The sequence below is a fragment of the Duganella caerulea genome (assembly GCF_040362985.1).
Taxonomy (GTDB): domain Bacteria; phylum Pseudomonadota; class Gammaproteobacteria; order Burkholderiales; family Burkholderiaceae_D; genus Rugamonas; species Rugamonas vulcania.
The window spans coordinates 799,629-814,536 of record NZ_BPWJ01000002.1 but is presented as its reverse complement, the minus strand read 5'-3'; the positions used below and the strand labels follow the sequence as shown (position 1 = coordinate 814,536).

The 14,908-nt window shown below is 62.4% G+C and carries 19 protein-coding genes; 6 read left to right on the top strand and 13 right to left on the bottom strand.

Going from position 1 to position 14,908, the window contains the following annotated elements:
• Nucleotides 1–26: 26 nt before the first annotated feature.
• From acpP to plsX, 5 genes are all read right to left on the bottom strand, one after another.
• The gene (acpP, locus tag ACUJB0_RS08550; RefSeq protein ID WP_008449912.1) at nt 27–266 is read right to left on the bottom strand and encodes an acyl carrier protein; all 240 of its coding nucleotides are present in this window, start codon (nt 264–266) and stop codon (nt 27–29) included.
• Between the two features lie 156 nt (nt 267–422).
• Nucleotides 423–1,169 (bottom strand): 3-oxoacyl-ACP reductase FabG, encoded by a 747-nt coding sequence (gene fabG / locus ACUJB0_RS08545; protein ID WP_444844840.1) that lies wholly within the window; start codon nt 1,167–1,169, stop codon nt 423–425.
• A 45-nt stretch (nt 1,170–1,214) separates the two neighbouring features.
• Complete coding sequence (gene fabD, locus ACUJB0_RS08540) at nt 1,215–2,156, bottom strand: ACP S-malonyltransferase (RefSeq protein WP_444844839.1); 942 nt, start codon at nt 2,154–2,156, stop codon at nt 1,215–1,217.
• Between the two features lie 100 nt (nt 2,157–2,256).
• Nucleotides 2,257–3,243: a beta-ketoacyl-ACP synthase III gene (locus ACUJB0_RS08535; RefSeq protein WP_444844838.1), complete on the bottom strand. Its 987-nt coding sequence runs from the start codon at nt 3,241–3,243 to the stop codon at nt 2,257–2,259.
• Between the two features lie 16 nt (nt 3,244–3,259).
• The gene (plsX, locus tag ACUJB0_RS08530; protein ID WP_117013700.1) at nt 3,260–4,321 is read right to left on the bottom strand and encodes a phosphate acyltransferase PlsX; all 1,062 of its coding nucleotides are present in this window, start codon (nt 4,319–4,321) and stop codon (nt 3,260–3,262) included.
• Between plsX and ACUJB0_RS08525 the strand changes: the two genes are divergently transcribed.
• A complete protein-coding gene (locus ACUJB0_RS08525) occupies nt 4,293–4,481 on the top strand; it encodes a hypothetical protein (protein WP_217916506.1) in 189 nt (62 codons plus the stop codon). The two genes, plsX and ACUJB0_RS08525, sit on opposite strands and share 29 nt — an antisense overlap.
• A 34-nt stretch (nt 4,482–4,515) precedes the next feature.
• On the opposite strand, the gene rpmF is transcribed toward ACUJB0_RS08525, so the two are convergent.
• Together rpmF and ACUJB0_RS08515 are read right to left on the bottom strand one after the other, a co-directional pair.
• The gene (gene rpmF, locus ACUJB0_RS08520; protein ID WP_008449924.1) at nt 4,516–4,698 is read right to left on the bottom strand and encodes a 50S ribosomal protein L32; all 183 of its coding nucleotides are present in this window, start codon (nt 4,696–4,698) and stop codon (nt 4,516–4,518) included.
• A 197-nt stretch (nt 4,699–4,895) separates the two neighbouring features.
• The gene (locus ACUJB0_RS08515) at nt 4,896–5,393 is read right to left on the bottom strand and encodes a YceD family protein (protein WP_444844837.1); all 498 of its coding nucleotides are present in this window, start codon (nt 5,391–5,393) and stop codon (nt 4,896–4,898) included.
• Between the two features lie 128 nt (nt 5,394–5,521).
• Between ACUJB0_RS08515 and ACUJB0_RS08510 the strand changes: the two genes are divergently transcribed.
• Complete coding sequence (locus ACUJB0_RS08510; RefSeq protein ID WP_444844836.1) at nt 5,522–6,112, top strand: Maf-like protein; 591 nt, start codon at nt 5,522–5,524, stop codon at nt 6,110–6,112.
• Between the two features lie 8 nt (nt 6,113–6,120).
• Nucleotides 6,121–6,846, top strand: a complete 726-nt coding sequence (locus tag ACUJB0_RS08505; RefSeq protein ID WP_444844835.1) for an SAM-dependent methyltransferase — start codon at nt 6,121–6,123, stop codon at nt 6,844–6,846.
• Between the two features lies 1 nt (nt 6,847).
• Here ACUJB0_RS08505 and ACUJB0_RS08500 read toward each other — a convergent pair whose 3' ends face one another.
• Both ACUJB0_RS08500 and ACUJB0_RS08495 read right to left on the bottom strand, forming a co-directional pair.
• Entirely contained in the window at nt 6,848–8,116 is a 1,269-nt protein-coding gene (locus ACUJB0_RS08500; protein ID WP_444844834.1) for an EAL and HDOD domain-containing protein, read from the bottom strand.
• Nucleotides 8,117–8,218: 102 nt separating this feature from the next.
• Nucleotides 8,219–9,148 carry a 23S rRNA (adenine(2030)-N(6))-methyltransferase RlmJ gene (locus ACUJB0_RS08495; protein WP_444844833.1) on the bottom strand — a complete coding sequence of 310 codons (930 nt, stop codon included), beginning with the start codon at nt 9,146–9,148 and terminating at the stop codon, nt 8,219–8,221.
• A 174-nt stretch (nt 9,149–9,322) separates the two neighbouring features.
• Here ACUJB0_RS08495 and ACUJB0_RS08490 point away from each other — a divergent pair, with 174 nt between their 5' ends.
• Nucleotides 9,323–9,580, top strand: coding sequence for a hypothetical protein (locus tag ACUJB0_RS08490; RefSeq protein ID WP_444844832.1), 258 nt, complete (start codon nt 9,323–9,325; stop codon nt 9,578–9,580).
• A complete protein-coding gene (locus ACUJB0_RS08485; RefSeq protein WP_161092662.1) occupies nt 9,577–9,801 on the top strand; it encodes a hypothetical protein in 225 nt (74 codons plus the stop codon). The genes ACUJB0_RS08490 and ACUJB0_RS08485 overlap by 4 nt, the downstream gene beginning before the upstream one ends.
• A 48-nt stretch (nt 9,802–9,849) precedes the next feature.
• Here the strand turns inward: ACUJB0_RS08485 and aceA are convergent, their stop codons facing one another.
• The 4 genes from aceA to ACUJB0_RS08465 form a co-directional block, all read right to left on the bottom strand.
• On the bottom strand, nt 9,850–11,145 hold the full coding sequence (gene aceA, locus ACUJB0_RS08480) for an isocitrate lyase (protein ID WP_444844831.1): 1,296 nt from the start codon (nt 11,143–11,145) through the stop codon (nt 9,850–9,852).
• 301 nt (nt 11,146–11,446) lie between these two features.
• Nucleotides 11,447–12,049: an FxDxF family PEP-CTERM protein gene (locus tag ACUJB0_RS08475; RefSeq protein WP_444844830.1), complete on the bottom strand. Its 603-nt coding sequence runs from the start codon at nt 12,047–12,049 to the stop codon at nt 11,447–11,449.
• A gap of 135 nt (nt 12,050–12,184) precedes the next feature.
• Nucleotides 12,185–12,679, bottom strand: coding sequence for a ribonuclease E activity regulator RraA (gene rraA / locus ACUJB0_RS08470; RefSeq protein WP_444844963.1), 495 nt, complete (start codon nt 12,677–12,679; stop codon nt 12,185–12,187).
• 36 nt (nt 12,680–12,715) lie between these two features.
• Nucleotides 12,716–13,939: an MFS transporter gene (locus tag ACUJB0_RS08465; protein WP_444844829.1), complete on the bottom strand. Its 1,224-nt coding sequence runs from the start codon at nt 13,937–13,939 to the stop codon at nt 12,716–12,718.
• Between the two features lie 91 nt (nt 13,940–14,030).
• Between ACUJB0_RS08465 and ACUJB0_RS08460 the strand changes: the two genes are divergently transcribed.
• Entirely contained in the window at nt 14,031–14,819 is a 789-nt protein-coding gene (locus ACUJB0_RS08460) for an AraC family transcriptional regulator (RefSeq protein WP_444844828.1), read from the top strand.
• Nucleotides 14,820–14,908: the final 89 nt, after the last annotated feature.

Sequence of the window (14,908 nt, the reverse complement as noted above, 5' to 3'; positions counted from 1 at the left end):
TTCTCCTAAAGTCGATCGGGCAGAAATTACGCCTTGACGTGGGCGGTAGCGTAGTCGATCGCTTGCTGCACGGTGGTGATCTTTTCTGCTTGTTCGTCAGGGATTTCCATTTCGAATTCGTCTTCCAGGGCCATCACCAGTTCCACGGTGTCCAGGGAGTCAGCGCCGAGGTCGTCGACGAACGAGGATTCGATCTTGATGTCTGCTTCGGCGACGCCCAGTTGCTCAGCGACGATTTTCTTAACGCGTTGTTCGATATCCGACATGTTATGGCTCCATTTTGTTTGTTACGGAAAGCGCGCATTTTATCAGGTTTGCGCACTGAAAAACTAATTTCGGTAGCTGCTGCGAATTTAACTGCAACTCATCCGAAATCACTGCTAAAAGACGAGAAACGGCGGTTTTCAAGCCACCGAAGCCCATCAATTCATGTACATCCCGCCGTTCACGTGCAGGGTGGTACCGGTAATATACGCCGCCTGCGGCGACGCCAGGAAAGCGACCGCGGCAGCGATATCCTCGGGCTTGCCCAGGCGCGCCAGCGGAATCTGCGTCAGCAAGGCGGCGTGCTGCTCTTCGCCCAGCGCCTTGGTCATGTCGGTGTCGATGAAGCCCGGCGCCACGCTGTTGACGGTGATGTTGCGGCTGCCGATCTCACGCGCCAGCGCGCGGCCCATGCCCTCCACGCCGGCCTTGGCGGCGGCGTAGTTCATCTGGCCCGGATTGCCGGAGGACGCCACCACCGAAGTGATGTTGATGATACGCCCGGTCTTGGCTTTCATCATGCCGCGCAGGACGGCGCGCGACAGGCGGCCGACCGAGCTCAGGTTGGTGGCGATGACGCTGTCCCACTCTTCATCCTTCATGCGCATGGCCAGCTGGTCCTGCGTGATGCCGGCGTTGTTGACCAGGATGCCGACGGCGCCGTAGGTCTTGCCGATCTCGTCGATGACGGCGGCACAGCGCGCGGCGTCGGTGACGTTGAGGACCATGCCCTTGCCGGCTTCGGCGCCGATTTCCGCCAGATAGGCCGAGATCGCTTCAGCGCCGGCTTCGGTGGTGGCGGTGCCGATCACGCGGGCGCCTTGACGCGCCAGCTCCTGGGCAATGGCCTTGCCGATGCCGCGCGATGCGCCCGTAACCAGGGCAACTTGATTCGTTAAATTCATGGGTATCCTTAGACGTTTAGGGAGTGTGCCTGAAGACCTGGCAGCTTATTTGAGCGCGGTCAACACGCGTTCCAGCGAGGCCTGGTCTGTGATCGCGTCGCCCACCAGGGTGGCGTCGATGCGCTTGGTCAAGCCCATCAGCACCTTGCCCGGGCCGCATTCGACCACTTGCGTGATGCCTTCGGCGGCGACCTTCTGCATGGTTTCCACCCAGCGCACCGGCGCGGCGGCCTGGCGCACCAGCGCATCCTTGATGCTGGCCGGGTCGGTCAGCACGGCGACGTCGACGTTGTTGATCAGCGCGATCTGCGGCGCCGAGAAGGTCAGGCCTTCCATGTAGTCGCGCAGGCGGTCCGAGGCGGGCTTGAGCAGCGACGAGTGGAACGGCGCCGACACCGGCAGCTTCATGGCGCGCTTGGCGCCCTTGGCCTTGGCGATCTCGCAGGCGCGCTCGACAGCGATGGTGTCGCCGGCGATCACCACTTGCGCCGGCGCGTTGAAATTGACGGCCTCGACCACCGAGCCGACCACGGCGGCGGCGGCTTCGGCGCAGGCGGCGCGGACGTCGTCGTCCGACAGGCCCAGCACGACGGCCATGGTGCCCATGCCGACCGGCACGGCTTCCTGCATCGCTTGCGCGCGGAAGCGCACCAGCGGCACGGCGTCCTTGAACGAAATCACACCGGCCGCGACCAGCGCCGAGTATTCACCCAGGCTGTGGCCGGCAACGATGGACGGCAGCGGACCGCCGGCGGCGATCCAGGCGCGGTACACGGCGACCGCGGCGGTCAGCATGACCGGCTGGGTGTTGGTGGTCAGGTCCAGTTCTTCCTTCGGACCTTCGGCCATCAGCTTGCCCAGGTCGAACTGCAGCGCGTCGGACGCCTCGGCGATGGTTTGCGCCACCACCGGGTTGCCGGCGAAGCCATCCATCATCGCGATCGCTTGCGAACCCTGGCCCGGAAATACAAAAGCAAATTTAGTCATACTTCATCCATCTCATTTTTATTGAACGCTACGCTAGCATGCCATCGTGACAGCTTTGCTACCGCTGAACCCGTTAGAGTTCTAATTCTAATCCGGCCCGTTAAAAACGCGCCAAAACCGCGCCCCAGGTAAATCCTCCGCCAACACCTTCCATCATGATGTTCTGGCCTTTCTTGATGCGGCCATCGCGCACGGCGACGTCCAGCGCCAGCGGGATCGAGGCGGCCGAGGTGTTGCCGTGCTGGTCGACCGTGACCACCATCTTCTCGGCAGGCAGGCCCAGCTTCTTGGCGGTGCTGTTCATGATGCGGATATTGGCCTGATGCGGGATCAGCCAGTCGATCTGGTCCGAAGTCATGCCGGCCTTGTCCAGCGCTTCGTGCGCGACCTTCTCCAGCACCGACACGGCCAGCTTGAACACGGCCGGACCGTCCATGTACAGGAAGGCGCTGCCGGCAACCGCGCCACCATCGACCGAACCCGGCACGCTGAGGATGTCCGAATGACGGCCGTCCGCGTGCAGCTTGGTGGCCAGGATGCCCGGCTCTTCCGACGCGCTCAGCACGATGGCGCCGGCGCCGTCGCCGAACAGCACGCAGGTGGTGCGGTCGTCGAAGTTGAGGATGCGCGAGAACACTTCGGCGCCGATCACCAGCACGTTCTTGTGCACGCCGGCGCGGATGAAGGCGTCGGCGGTGGAGACGGCGTAGACGAAGCCGCTGCACACGGCCTGCACGTCGACCGCCGCGCTGTTGTTGGTCATGCCCAGTTTTTTCTGCACGATGCAGGCGGTGCTGGGGAAGCTGCCGAAGAAGTCCGGCGTCGAGCTGGCCAGCACGATAAGGTCGATGTCATTAGGCTGCAGGCCGGCCATCTCCAGCGCCTTTTTGGCAGCGTTGACCGCCAGGTCCGACGATTTCTGCTCCGGCTCGGCGAAGTGGCGCGCCGAAATGCCGCTACGGGTGACGATCCATTCGTCCGAGGTCTCAATCCCTTTGGCGGCGAGTTGATCAGCCAGGTCCTGGTTGGTCACCCGCTTTTCCGGCAGGTAGCTGCCGGTGCCTATAATTTTGCTGTACAAAGTCATGCCGTTCTACCGTCCACTAAATAGTTGAGCCAGGTACTTCGGGGGTATCCGTGTTGCGCGGCATGAGCTCGGCGATCATTTCCGAGATATGTCCCAACACGTCATTTTTTGCAGCATCATACGCGCGTCGGATCGCCCATTCATAGGAATAGGCATCGGCGCCGCCATGGCTCTTGAACACCAGGCCGCGCAGGCCCAGCAGGCTGGCGCCGTTGTGGCGCGATGGCTGGAAGCGGTCCTTGACCGCCTTCAGCGCGCCGCCGCCCAGCAAGGCGCCCAGCATGGTCAACAGGTTGCGCTTGAATTCGGTGCGCAGCGTGTCGCCGAAGAAGCGGGCCACGCCCTCCACCGCCTTCAACGTCACGTTGCCGACAAAGCCGTCGCACACCACGATGTCGGTGGTGCCCTTGAAGATGTCGTTGCCTTCGACGTTGCCGTGGAAATTGAGCGCGCCGCGCTCGTGGTCGGCCTGCAGCAGCTTGCTGGTGGCCTTGACCACTTCGTTGCCCTTGATGTCCTCGGTGCCGACGTTCAGCAGGCCGATGGTCGGGCGGGCGATCTTTTCCATGGCCGAGACCAGCACCGAGCCCATGATGGCGAACTGGTGCAGGTGATGCGGCTCGCAGTCGACGTTGGCGCCCAGGTCCAGCATATAGGTCGGGCCATTTTTCTGGTTCGGCATGATGCCGCAGATGGCGGGACGGTCGACGCCGGTCATGGTCTTGAGCACGTAGCGGGACACCGCCATCAGCGCGCCAGTGTTGCCGGCCGAGACGCAGGCCTGGGCCTTGCCGTCCTTGACCTGCTCGATGGCGACGCGCATCGACGAATCCTTCTTGCGGCGCAGGGCCACTTCGAGCGGATCGTCCATGGTGACTTGTTCGGAGGCGTGTTGCACGGTGATGCGCGGATGCGCGTCGGCGTGCTGCTTTTTCAATTCCGCGCGGATGACGTCTTCCAAACCGACCAAGATCAGTTCAGCGTCAGGCTCACGTTTGAGGAAGGAAACTGCTGCGGGGATAGTGACCGACGGGCCGTGATCTCCACCCATGCAGTCGATAGAAATTTTGATTGTCATTTGTTTTGATTCAGTACCACGCTCCAGCCCGGATAGGGCAAGCTGCGGCAAGCTGCGGACCAACAACATCCAGGTCTACGCGTTTCAAAATGACGGTGTGCAAAAGAGGATTGCAGCCGATGATAAAGAAAAAGCGATGCTTCGCGAGTTATCCACGTAGCACCGCCTATTTCCAGGTCCAGCAAAAGCGTCGATTACTCGTCGTTTTTGGTTTTCAGGACTTTACGACCACGGTAGAAGCCGTTAGGGCTGATGTGGTGACGCAGGTGGGTTTCACCGGTGGTTGGCTCGATGCCCAGTTGTGGAGCAACCAGGAAATCGTGCGAACGGTGCATACCGCGCTTCGAAGGGGACTTCTTGTTCTGTTGAACTGCCATGTTAATGACTCCTAATACATAAGTTCTAAAATTTTAACACATTCGACCAGCAAATACATGCGAATCGAGTATCCTGCCGGCAAAACTGAACCGGCATAGTTAAACTGAGATTTACTACACTTCACTGCTGACTTGCCATACTCGATTTACTACACGCGTTTGACACGTTCTTTACAACACTACTTATTCGGTACTGCTTATTCGGATTTAAGGCCCTTGAGGGCGTCGAACGGCGACAACTTTTCGCTTTTCGCCTTGTCCAGCAGAGCGGAATCGGGGCAGACATCATGTTTCGGCGTGTGCGGCAAGGCCAGCAGCGCTTCGTCTTCCACCAGGTCCATCAGCTCCATGCTGCGGCTGCCGACGATGACATCGATCGTCTCGTCGTTGATCATTTCTTCGATTTCATCCGCCTGCGTGTCATCCTTGCCCAGCATCAGGACCGTCGACGCGTCGATGGTGTGAGCGTAAGGCGTCAGGCAGCGCTGGCAGACCAGTTGCACGGTGCCGGCAACCGACAGCGTCATCTGCGGGAAGCCCATCTTGCTGGTGCTCCCTACTGCTTTCCAGGTGATCGTGCCGGACGCATCCGCACAATCCTTGGTCAAACGGGTCATCTCGGCAACAGGCGTCACGCCTTGCTGGCTGCCGTTGCTCCGACAAAAATCAAAGGCGTCGATCACAATAGCATTCATTACAGAAATTTCCCCGGAAAACCTGCGATAATAACAGGGTTTTCATCGTCAAGTCAAAGCCTTAACGCTTTTTTCGTTCTTTTTGTGCCGCTGGCACTACCGGCGACAGAGCATATAACATTCCCCTCATGACATCAAGTTTACTCGTACTCGCCTCCAGCTCCGCCTACCGCAGGGAACTCTTATCACGGCTGCAACTGCCGTTCGACGTGGCGGTGCCCGATATCGACGAAGCCCCGCTGCACGGAGAGACGCCCAGCGCCACCGCGCTGCGTCTGGCGCGCGAGAAAGCCGCCGCCGTGGCCGCCAAGCTGCCGGGCCGCATCGTCATCGGTTCCGACCAGGTCGCCACGCTGGACGACGAGCAGATCGGCAAGCCCGGCAACCACGCCAACGCCCTGGCCCAGCTGCAAAAGATGCGCGGCCGCGAGGTGATCTTCCACACCGCGCTGTGCGTCTGGGATGGCCGCGACGGCACGGCACAAGTGGAAGACATCCAGACCGTCGTGAAGTTCCGCGACCTGCCGGACGCCGAGCTCGACGCCTACCTGCGCATCGAGCAGCCCTACGACTGTGCCGGCAGCGCCAAGAACGAGGCGCTCGGCATCGCCATCCTGGAACGCATCGACAGCAGCGACCCGACCGCCCTCACCGGCTTGCCTTTGATCGCGCTGACAGGCATGCTGCGCAAGATTGGCGTTTCCTTTTTTAATACCTGACTGTTTTTATGACCGGCACCCTCTTTTTAATACCGAACACCCTGGGCGAGACTGAAGCGCTCTCCTCCGTGCTGCCCGAACAGGTGCAGCAGATCACCTCGCAGCTGGACTACTTCGTCGCCGAGAACGCCAAGACGGCGCGCGCCTTCCTCAAGCTGGTCAACGCCCGCCATCCGCTGGCCAAGCCGCTGCAGGAAATCAAGATCTCCGAGCTGAACGTCAACACCCCGGCGGCCGCGCTGGCGGGCCTGCTGGCGCCGCTGCTGGCCGGACAGGACGGCGGCCTGGTGTCGGAAGCCGGCGTGCCGGCGGTGGCTGATCCCGGCGCCGACCTGGTGCGGCTGGCGCACCAGCACAATATCCCGGTGCGGCCGCTGGTGGGCCCGTCGTCGCTGCTGCTGGCCGTCATGGCGAGCGGCCTGAACGGCCAGAGCTTCGCCTTCAACGGCTACCTGCCGACCGACGCCGCGCAGCGCGCCACCCGCATCAAGGAACTGGAACAGCGCTCGCGCAAGGAAAAGCAGACGCAGCTGTTCATCGAAACGCCCTACCGCAACGCCGCCATGCTGGAGGCGCTGGTGACGGCCTGCGCGCCCGGCACGCTGCTGTGCGTGGCGACGGACCTGAGTCTGCCGTCGGAAACCATCCGCACCATGAGCGCGGCGCAATGGAAGAGCGTGAAGGCGCCGGACTTCCACAAGAAGCCGACCGTGTTCCTGCTGCTGGGCCAGTAACTCAGATGCCGCGGGTGTAGTCGGTCACCCACTCGATCGCGGCCAGCTGGATGGCGTACAGCTCGGCCGGCGTCAACGCCAGCTGGTGCAGCAGCTGCGCCAGCTGCTTGCCGTCGCGGTCGCGCTCGATGTGCTCGATCAGGTTGAGCATGCTGCCGTAGTCGCCGCTGCGGTGCAGCAGCGCGGCGCGCACCTCGTCCAGCACGTTCACGCTTTCCAGCACGTCGCGCATGTGGATGGAGAACAGCGTGTCCATCAGCGACATCACCCCCACCGTGAAGCCGATATCGGCGCTGACGCGCTGCCCCGGCCGCAGGTGCTCGACCATCAGCTCCATGGTCTTGCCGCGCGTGGTGGCCAACTGCAGCAGCGGCGACGTGAATTCCTGCGCGCTGCCGGTCTTGACGTACAACAGGATCTGCAGCCAGCGCTTGAGCTGGCGCCGTCCCAGCACCATCAGCGCGTGGCCGATCGAATTGATGCGGTAGCGCGCGCCGACCGCCGGCGTGTTCACCAGCCGCAGCAGGTTAAGCGTGATCAACGCGTCGTGCTTGACGCTGCGTTCGATCTCGTGGCTGCTGGCGTCGGTGTTGAGCAGATCCAGCAGGTGCAGCACGCTGCGCTGCGACGGCGAGATCTTCTTGCCGCTGAGGATGACGGGACGCGCGAAATAATAGCCCTGGAAGTACTCGAAGCCCAGCTCCATGCACTCCTGGAACTCCTCGATCGTCTCGACCTTTTCGGCCAGCAGCTTTTGCTTGGGGTTCTTCAGCACGCGCGCCAGCGCCGGCAAGGTGCCGGGCTGCATGTCCTTGATGTCGACCTTGATGACGTCGCACAGCGGCTGGAATTTCTGGACGTCCTCGGACTGGCCGATCACGTCGTCCAGCGCGAACTTGAAGCCGGCCTGCTTGAGCTCGCGTATGCGGTCCAGGATTTCCGGCGTGGCCTTGACGGTCTCCAGGATTTCCAGGATGACCTTGTCGTTGGGCAGGAAGCGGATGAAGTCGCTCATCAGGCCGATGGCGTCGACGTTGACGAAGGCCATCTGGTCGCCCACCACGTGTTCCATGCCCAGCTCGGAGGCGTGGGCGATCACGGTGGCGGTGGCCTCGGCGTCGTCGGTGACGTCGGCCTCGTTGCGGGTGCGGGCGTCGCGGAACAGCAGCTCATACGCCACCAGCCGTTGTCCACGGTTGAGGATGGGCTGGCGGGCCAGAAAGAAATTATCGGCTAGCTTGGACGGCATGGTCGGCGGCGCGATCATCATGGGAAGCCCCCATTCGCAATCTGCTCATTCGGGCTGCCGTCTCCAGCGACAACCCGCTAACTAGCAGCCTATACCTCCCAGTACCGTCCTGACAATGTTTTTCTAGCGTGAAACTGGCCGGCGCACCGCGTTGTTGCGCGTAGCCATCGGCTTTCCGCTTTCCAGCGTGAAGCGGGCGCCGGAATCCTTGCCCAGCACCTTGACTAGGTAGGGCATGACTTCCTTGAGCATCGGCTCCAGCGTGTACGGCGGATTCAGGATGAACATGCCGCTGCTGTGCAGGCCGAAGCCGTCCGGCATCGGCGTGTTGGTGGTCAGCACGACGTTGAGCCAGTCGCTGCACTGCAGCTGCTTGAGCTTGTCGGCAAACTGGCGCGACTCCATGCGCTGCAGCAGCGGATACCAGACCGCGTAGGTGCCGGTCGGGAAGCGCACCAGCGCCTCGGCCAGCGTGTCCTTGACCTTTTTGTAGTCCTGCTTGTCCTCGTACGGCGGATCGATCAGCACCAGCGCGCGGCGCGACGGCGGCGGCAGCAGGCCCTTCAGCGCCTGGAAGCCGTCGCCACGGGTGATCAGCACGCGCTTGCCGCGCGTGGTCGGGCGGATGCCCTGCTGCGCGGCGTGCTCTTCCAGTTTGCGGAAGTTATCGGCCAGCAGCTTGGAGTCGGCCGGATGCAGCTCGAACAGGCGCAGGCGGTCCTGCTCGCGCGCGACCTGGTCGGCGATGTACGGCGAGCCGGGGTAGTAGCGCATCTTGCCGCTCGGGTTCATGGCGCGGACCAGGTCGACGTATTCCTTGATCGGCGCGGGCATGTCGGTGCGCTCCCACAGCGGGCCGATGCCGGTGTCGTACTCGGCGTTCTTGGAGGCGAATGTGCCGTCGAGCGCGTACACGCCGGCGCCGGAGTGGGTGTCGATGTAGCTGTAGGCCGTATCTTTCTGGTTCAGATACTGCATCAACTGGATGGTCACGAAATGCTTCAATACATCGGCGTGATTACCCGCGTGAAAGGCGTGGCGGTAACTCAACATAAGCTTGGTACTCTCAATAAGATGGTGCGGAACAATCCCGCATTATCCACTAGAAAGCCTCGCCAACCAAAAAAGCGCCCATATCGTTTGCATCAAAGCGAGCCCCGCCGTGCTGACTAAGATGGTACAGCCGGGCCGCATCCGCTGGCGTGGCGTACTTTCATGGAGGACATCATGGCATTCAACAACGTAGGTCCGCTCACCTACCTGGCGCCGGGGCAAACGGCGTACTGGAGCTACACCTATGGCACCGACCACGGCACGCAGTTCGCCACGGCCGACGTCAAGGCCCCCAACCTGGGCGCCATCCACATGGCGGACCAGCAAAGCAAGCGCAAGGAAAACAACGGCAACGCCACCTATTTCGTCCAGATCCACAACCAGGGCATAGGCGGCGCCTTTCACAATCTGCAAGGCGGAGGCATGTCATGAAAATGACCATCATTACGGACGACCAGAACAACATCCTGGGCGCGGTGCAGGGGCATTCCCTGTCGGATAAACAGGGCAACGTGGAGGCCAGCGTCTCGTTCGGCCCCGGCCACATGACCCACATGGTGGAGGTCGATGACGACCTGGCCACCATCAACGACCTGGACGACTTCCAGAATCGTCTGAACCAGCATCTGCAGCAGCATCTTGCCAAGCCTTGAGGCAGGCAATCGCGGCGGGGGCCGGCCTGCCCCGCCGCTTCAGGCCGTTCAGGCCACCTTCTTGTCGAAGAATTGCTCATCCTCGGTCGAACCGTGCAGCGCCGTGGTCGACGACTGGCCGTTCTGGATGCATTGGGTGACCGCGTCGAAATAGCCGGTGCCGACTTCGCGCTGGTGCTTGACCGCCGTGAAGCCCTTCTCGGCCGCGGCGAATTCCGCCTCCTGCAATTCCACGAAGGCCGACATCTGGCGGCGCGCATAACCGTGCGCCAGGTTGAACATGCCGTAGTTCAGCGCATGGAAGCCAGCCAGCGTGATGAACTGGAACTTGTAGCCCATGGCGCCCAGCTCCTTCTGGAACCTGGCGATGGTGGCGTCATCCAGGTTTTTCTTCCAGTTGAACGATGGCGAGCAGTTATAGGCCAGCATCTTGCCGGGGAATTTGGCGTGCACGGCCTCGGCGAAGCGCTTGGCGAAGGCCAGGTCGGGCTTGCCGGTCTCGCACCAGACCAGGTCGGCGTATGGCGCGTAGGCCAGCGCGCGCGAGATCGCCTGGTCCATGCCGGGCTGGACATTGTAGTAGCCTTCCACCGTGCGCTCACCGGTGCAGAACGGCTTGTCGTTGTCGTCCACGTCCGAGGTCAGCAGATCGGCCGCCTCGGCGTCGGTGCGGGCGATCACCAGCGTCGAGGTGCCCATGACGTCGGCCGCCAGGCGGGCCGCGGTCAGCTTTTCCACCGCCTCGCGCGTGGGCACCAGCACCTTGCCGCCCATGTGGCCGCATTTCTTGACCGAGGCCAGCTGGTCCTCGAAGTGCACGCCGGCGGCGCCGGCGTCGATCATGGATTTCATCAGCTCGTAGGCGTTCAGCACACCGCCGAAACCGGCTTCGGCATCGGCCACGATGGGGGCGAAGTAGTCGATGTCGTCCTTGCCTTCGGACCACTGGATCTGGTCGGCGCGCTGGAAGGTATTGTTGATGCGCTTGACCACCATCGGCACGGAATTGGCCGGATACAGCGACTGGTCTGGATACATTTCGCCGGCCAAGTTGGCGTCGCCGGCCACCTGCCAGCCGGACAGATAGATCGCCTTCAGGCCGGCCTTGACCTGCTGCATGGCCTGGTTGCCGGTCAGCGCGCCCAGGGCGTTGACGTAGGGTTCGTTGTTGACCAGGTCCCACAACTTTTCGGCGCCGCGCTTGGCCAGCGTGTGCTCGATCTGCAGGGAGCCGCGCAGGCGCACCACGTCCTCGGCGGTGTAGGTGCGGGTCACGCCCTTCCAGCGGGGGTTGGTGTCCCAGTCCTTTTGCAAGGCTGCGATTTGCTGTTCACGAGTTGCCATGATGCTCTCCTATTTAAAAACGAAATCCGTTGAATAAATAGTAGCCGCTTCCGTGCCGTGCACCAATAGTCTTATATAAGACATATAACTAAATATAAATTCATATGAATCAAATAGATAGCTATCAATTCCCATGATGCGGAACGAGATTTCTTGAAATGGAAGAGAAAAACGCCGCGCAAGGCCGCGTCTTTCCGCGATGTGAAACGGAGGCCTCGCCAGATGAAAAATCGCGGCTTTGAAATGAAAACACCCCGCAAGCCCAAAGGCTACGGGGTGTCAGGGAAATGCAGGGCCGGTGTCAGGCTTGGCGACGGCGGGCGGCAATGCCGAGCAGGCCCAGGCCGGCCAGCAGCATGGCATAGGTGCCGGGCTCGGGAACGGCCTGCACCGTGAAATCGGCCGCACCGACGTAGGCACCGGTCATCGAGAAGTAGCTGATCGACGGGGAATGTTCCAGGAAGCCGTGGAATTCGCCTTGGTTCAGGCCGCCAGCGGTGAAAAAGCTCAGGGTGGTCGAGTCGATCAGGGTATGGTTCGCGTCGTAGACCGCGATCGTCGCCGGGCCGTAATACCGCGGCGAATAATTGAAGAACGCGCCGACGCCGGCAACCGCCTGGCTGAACGCCAGCGTCATGGTGCTGACTTGGTCGTTGGTGCCGGCCATCGTCAGACCCTTCCACACGCCGTTATCGGCAAAGCCGTAGGCGCCGCTGTAGCCGAAGACCGAGTCGCCATAGGCGCTGCTCCATTCCACGCCGGGCGCCAGGCTCAGGGGACCGGAGCCGAAATAACTCAGCTCCGGCATCGTCAAGACCACTCCGCCCGGCAACGACGTCACAGGCGCGGCGTGGGCGGACAGGCCGGCAAGCGCGCACAACACAGCAAACGTAAGTTTTTTCATGGAGAACTCCTGCAATGTGGCGCTAAGCATTAAAGATTGATATATTGCAATATTTGCACGCAAACGCACTATAGTCAATCTATTATTGCAAAAACACCACAGAAGTTTCCATTTTGAAAATGCTTTTTTTCAGGCTCAGGCAAGCATCTGCTGCGCCACCAGGATGCCGTCGGCATCGGCATAGATCCAGTCGCCGGGCTGCACCGGCACGCCCTGGATGTGCACCCGCACATTGCGCTCGCCGGCGCCCTTCTTGCTGCTTTTTTGCGGATGGGCGCCCAGCGCGCGCACGCCGATCTCGCAGGAATTGATCTCGTCGGTGTCGCGGATGCAACCGTCGACGATAATGCCGGCCCAACCGTTATCCTGCGCCAGCAGGCCGAGCTGTCCACCGACCAGCGCGCGGCGCAGGCTGCCGCCGCCGTCGATCACCAGCACGTTGCCGCCGCCCTGGGTTTCCAGCATCGAGCGCACCAGCGCATTGTCCTCATGCACCTTGAGGGTGGTCACGCGGCCGGAAAAGCGCATCTGCTTGCCGAAGTGGCGGAAGACCGGCGGCAGCACGGCAAGGCGTCCATCCTCCAGCAGATTGGCGTTATCGTCGCATAAATCGGTGGTTGCAAAGCTCATCATCGTCCCGCACAGTTGTTAAAGGTAGCAAGGATTCTATGCTGTTTTCGGCACGGCCACCACGCGCGTCTTGCTGCCCACGCCGATCGTGGTCAGGATCACCAGCGCCTGGAACACGGCGATGCCGACGAACACGCCGGACGGATGGTTGGCGTCCATCAGCGCGCCGAACAGCAGCGGGCCCAGCGCCAGGCCGCTGTCCAGGCCGGAATACACGACGCCGAACACGCGTCCGGTGGCGTTGGCCGGCGCCGCGCCGCGTATCAGCAAATCGCGCGACGGCCCCGAGATGCCGGTCACCAGGCCGATCGCTCCCATCAGGACGACCGCCATCCAGGCCGGCACCACGGCCGCCGCCATCAGCAGCGCCATCAGCGCCGCCGAGCCGAACGCCAGCATGATGATGCGGTCGTGATGGCGGCTGCCCGCGCCCAGGAAGCCGCCGTACAGCATGCCCACCGCCGAGGCGATCATGAAGGCGGTGTAGGCCGTGGTGGCCCATGCCAGCGACATGCCGTACAGGCTCACCAGGCTGGTGGCCGCGAAGCTCTGGATCCCGGCAAGCGCCACCGCCGAGATTAGGAAGAAGGCAAAGCACATCCACACCACGTGCAGCCGCAGGAAGCCGAGCGCGCCACCCTTGCCCGCCCCGGATGCAGCAGCCACCGGCACCGGCGCCGGCTCGGGGCGCAAGGCATGGCGGTTCCAGACCAGCAGCGCCAGCACCGCCAGCGGCAGCAGCGCCGCGCTCAGCAGCGCCGTGCGCCAGTCGGTGCGGCTGGCCACGAAGGTCAGGAACAGTGGCGACATCGCCCATCCGATATTGCCGCTGATGCCGTGCACCGAAAAGCCATGCGCCAGCCGCGCCTTGGATACCCGCTGGTTAAGCAGCGTGTAGTCGGCCGGATGGAACACGCTGTTGCCGCAACCGGCCAGGAAGGCGCCCAGCATCAGCTGCACGTAGCTGTGCGCGCTGGAGAGCATCACCGCCGACAAGCCCAGCAGCGCGATGCCGCTGAACAGCACGGCGCGCGCACTGTAGCGGTCGACCACAAAACCGGCCATCGCCTGCCCGACGCCGGACACGCTGAAGAACACCGTCATCAGCAGGCCCAGCTCGGCATAACTGAGCTGGAATTCAGGCTTCAGCCAGGGAATCAGCGCCGCCAGGATCACGTGGTAAAAGTGCGAAGTGCCATGCGCCAGCCCGACCAGGCCGATGACCCGGGCGTCCTGCCGCAGCAAGGATGTATCGTTCATACCGCCTCCCTGTTAAAAAAGAAAGCACAGTGTAAGCATTTGGCGGCAGTCTGATTTAAGATAGAGCGTCAACATTTGTCGCCAATCCGCCATGCCGGTTTCCGTCGTCACGCACACGCAGTTCAACTGGAATTGCGAATTCCCCACCCCCGCCCGGCCGCTGACCATGTCCGGCCGCGACCTGCCGGCCGACGCCGTGCTGCTGCCCCACCACCACCCGTGGGGCCAGTTCACCTACGCGATGCAGGGCGTGATGCGCGTGACGGCCAACCACAGCAGCTGGATCGTGCCGCCGCATCGTGCCATCTGGATCGCGCCGGATGTCGAGCACGCGATCACGGTGCTGGAGCCGACCCGGCTGCGCCCGCTGTGCGTGCACGCCAGCCGCTCGCCCTTCCCCGAGGCCTGCAAGGTGGTGGAAGTGTCCAGCCTGCTGCGTGAGCTGCTGGCCACGCTGGAGCAGCACGACCAGGAAGAGCAATCCCAACGCGAGCAACTGCTGTCCGAGATGATCCTGGACGAAGTGCCGCGCTGCGCCGCCCGTCCGCTGCGGGTACCGCTGCCGCACGACAAACGCCTGAAAACCCTGTGCGACGCGCTGATCGCCGATCCCGGCGCCGAGCTGACGCTGGAGGCCTGGGCCGGCCGCGTCGGCGCGTCCGAGCGCACGCTGACGCGCCTGTTCGAGCGCGAGCTGGGCATGAGCTTCAGCCAGTGGCGCCAGCACGTGCGGCTGGCCCACGCCGCGCCGCTGATCACGCGCGGCGTGCCGCTGTCGCAGGTGGCCGCGCAGCTCGGTTATGCCAGCCAGTCGGCCTTCTCGGCCATGTTCAAGAAAACCTTCGGCAGCACGCCCACATCTTTTTTTGCTGAAAAATAGATAATCGGTCAAGTTTTCAATTTGCGCACCGTTAACGTTGTCTTGGACGAAAGTACGGTACATTAGTGGAAACTCAACAACTGGAACAA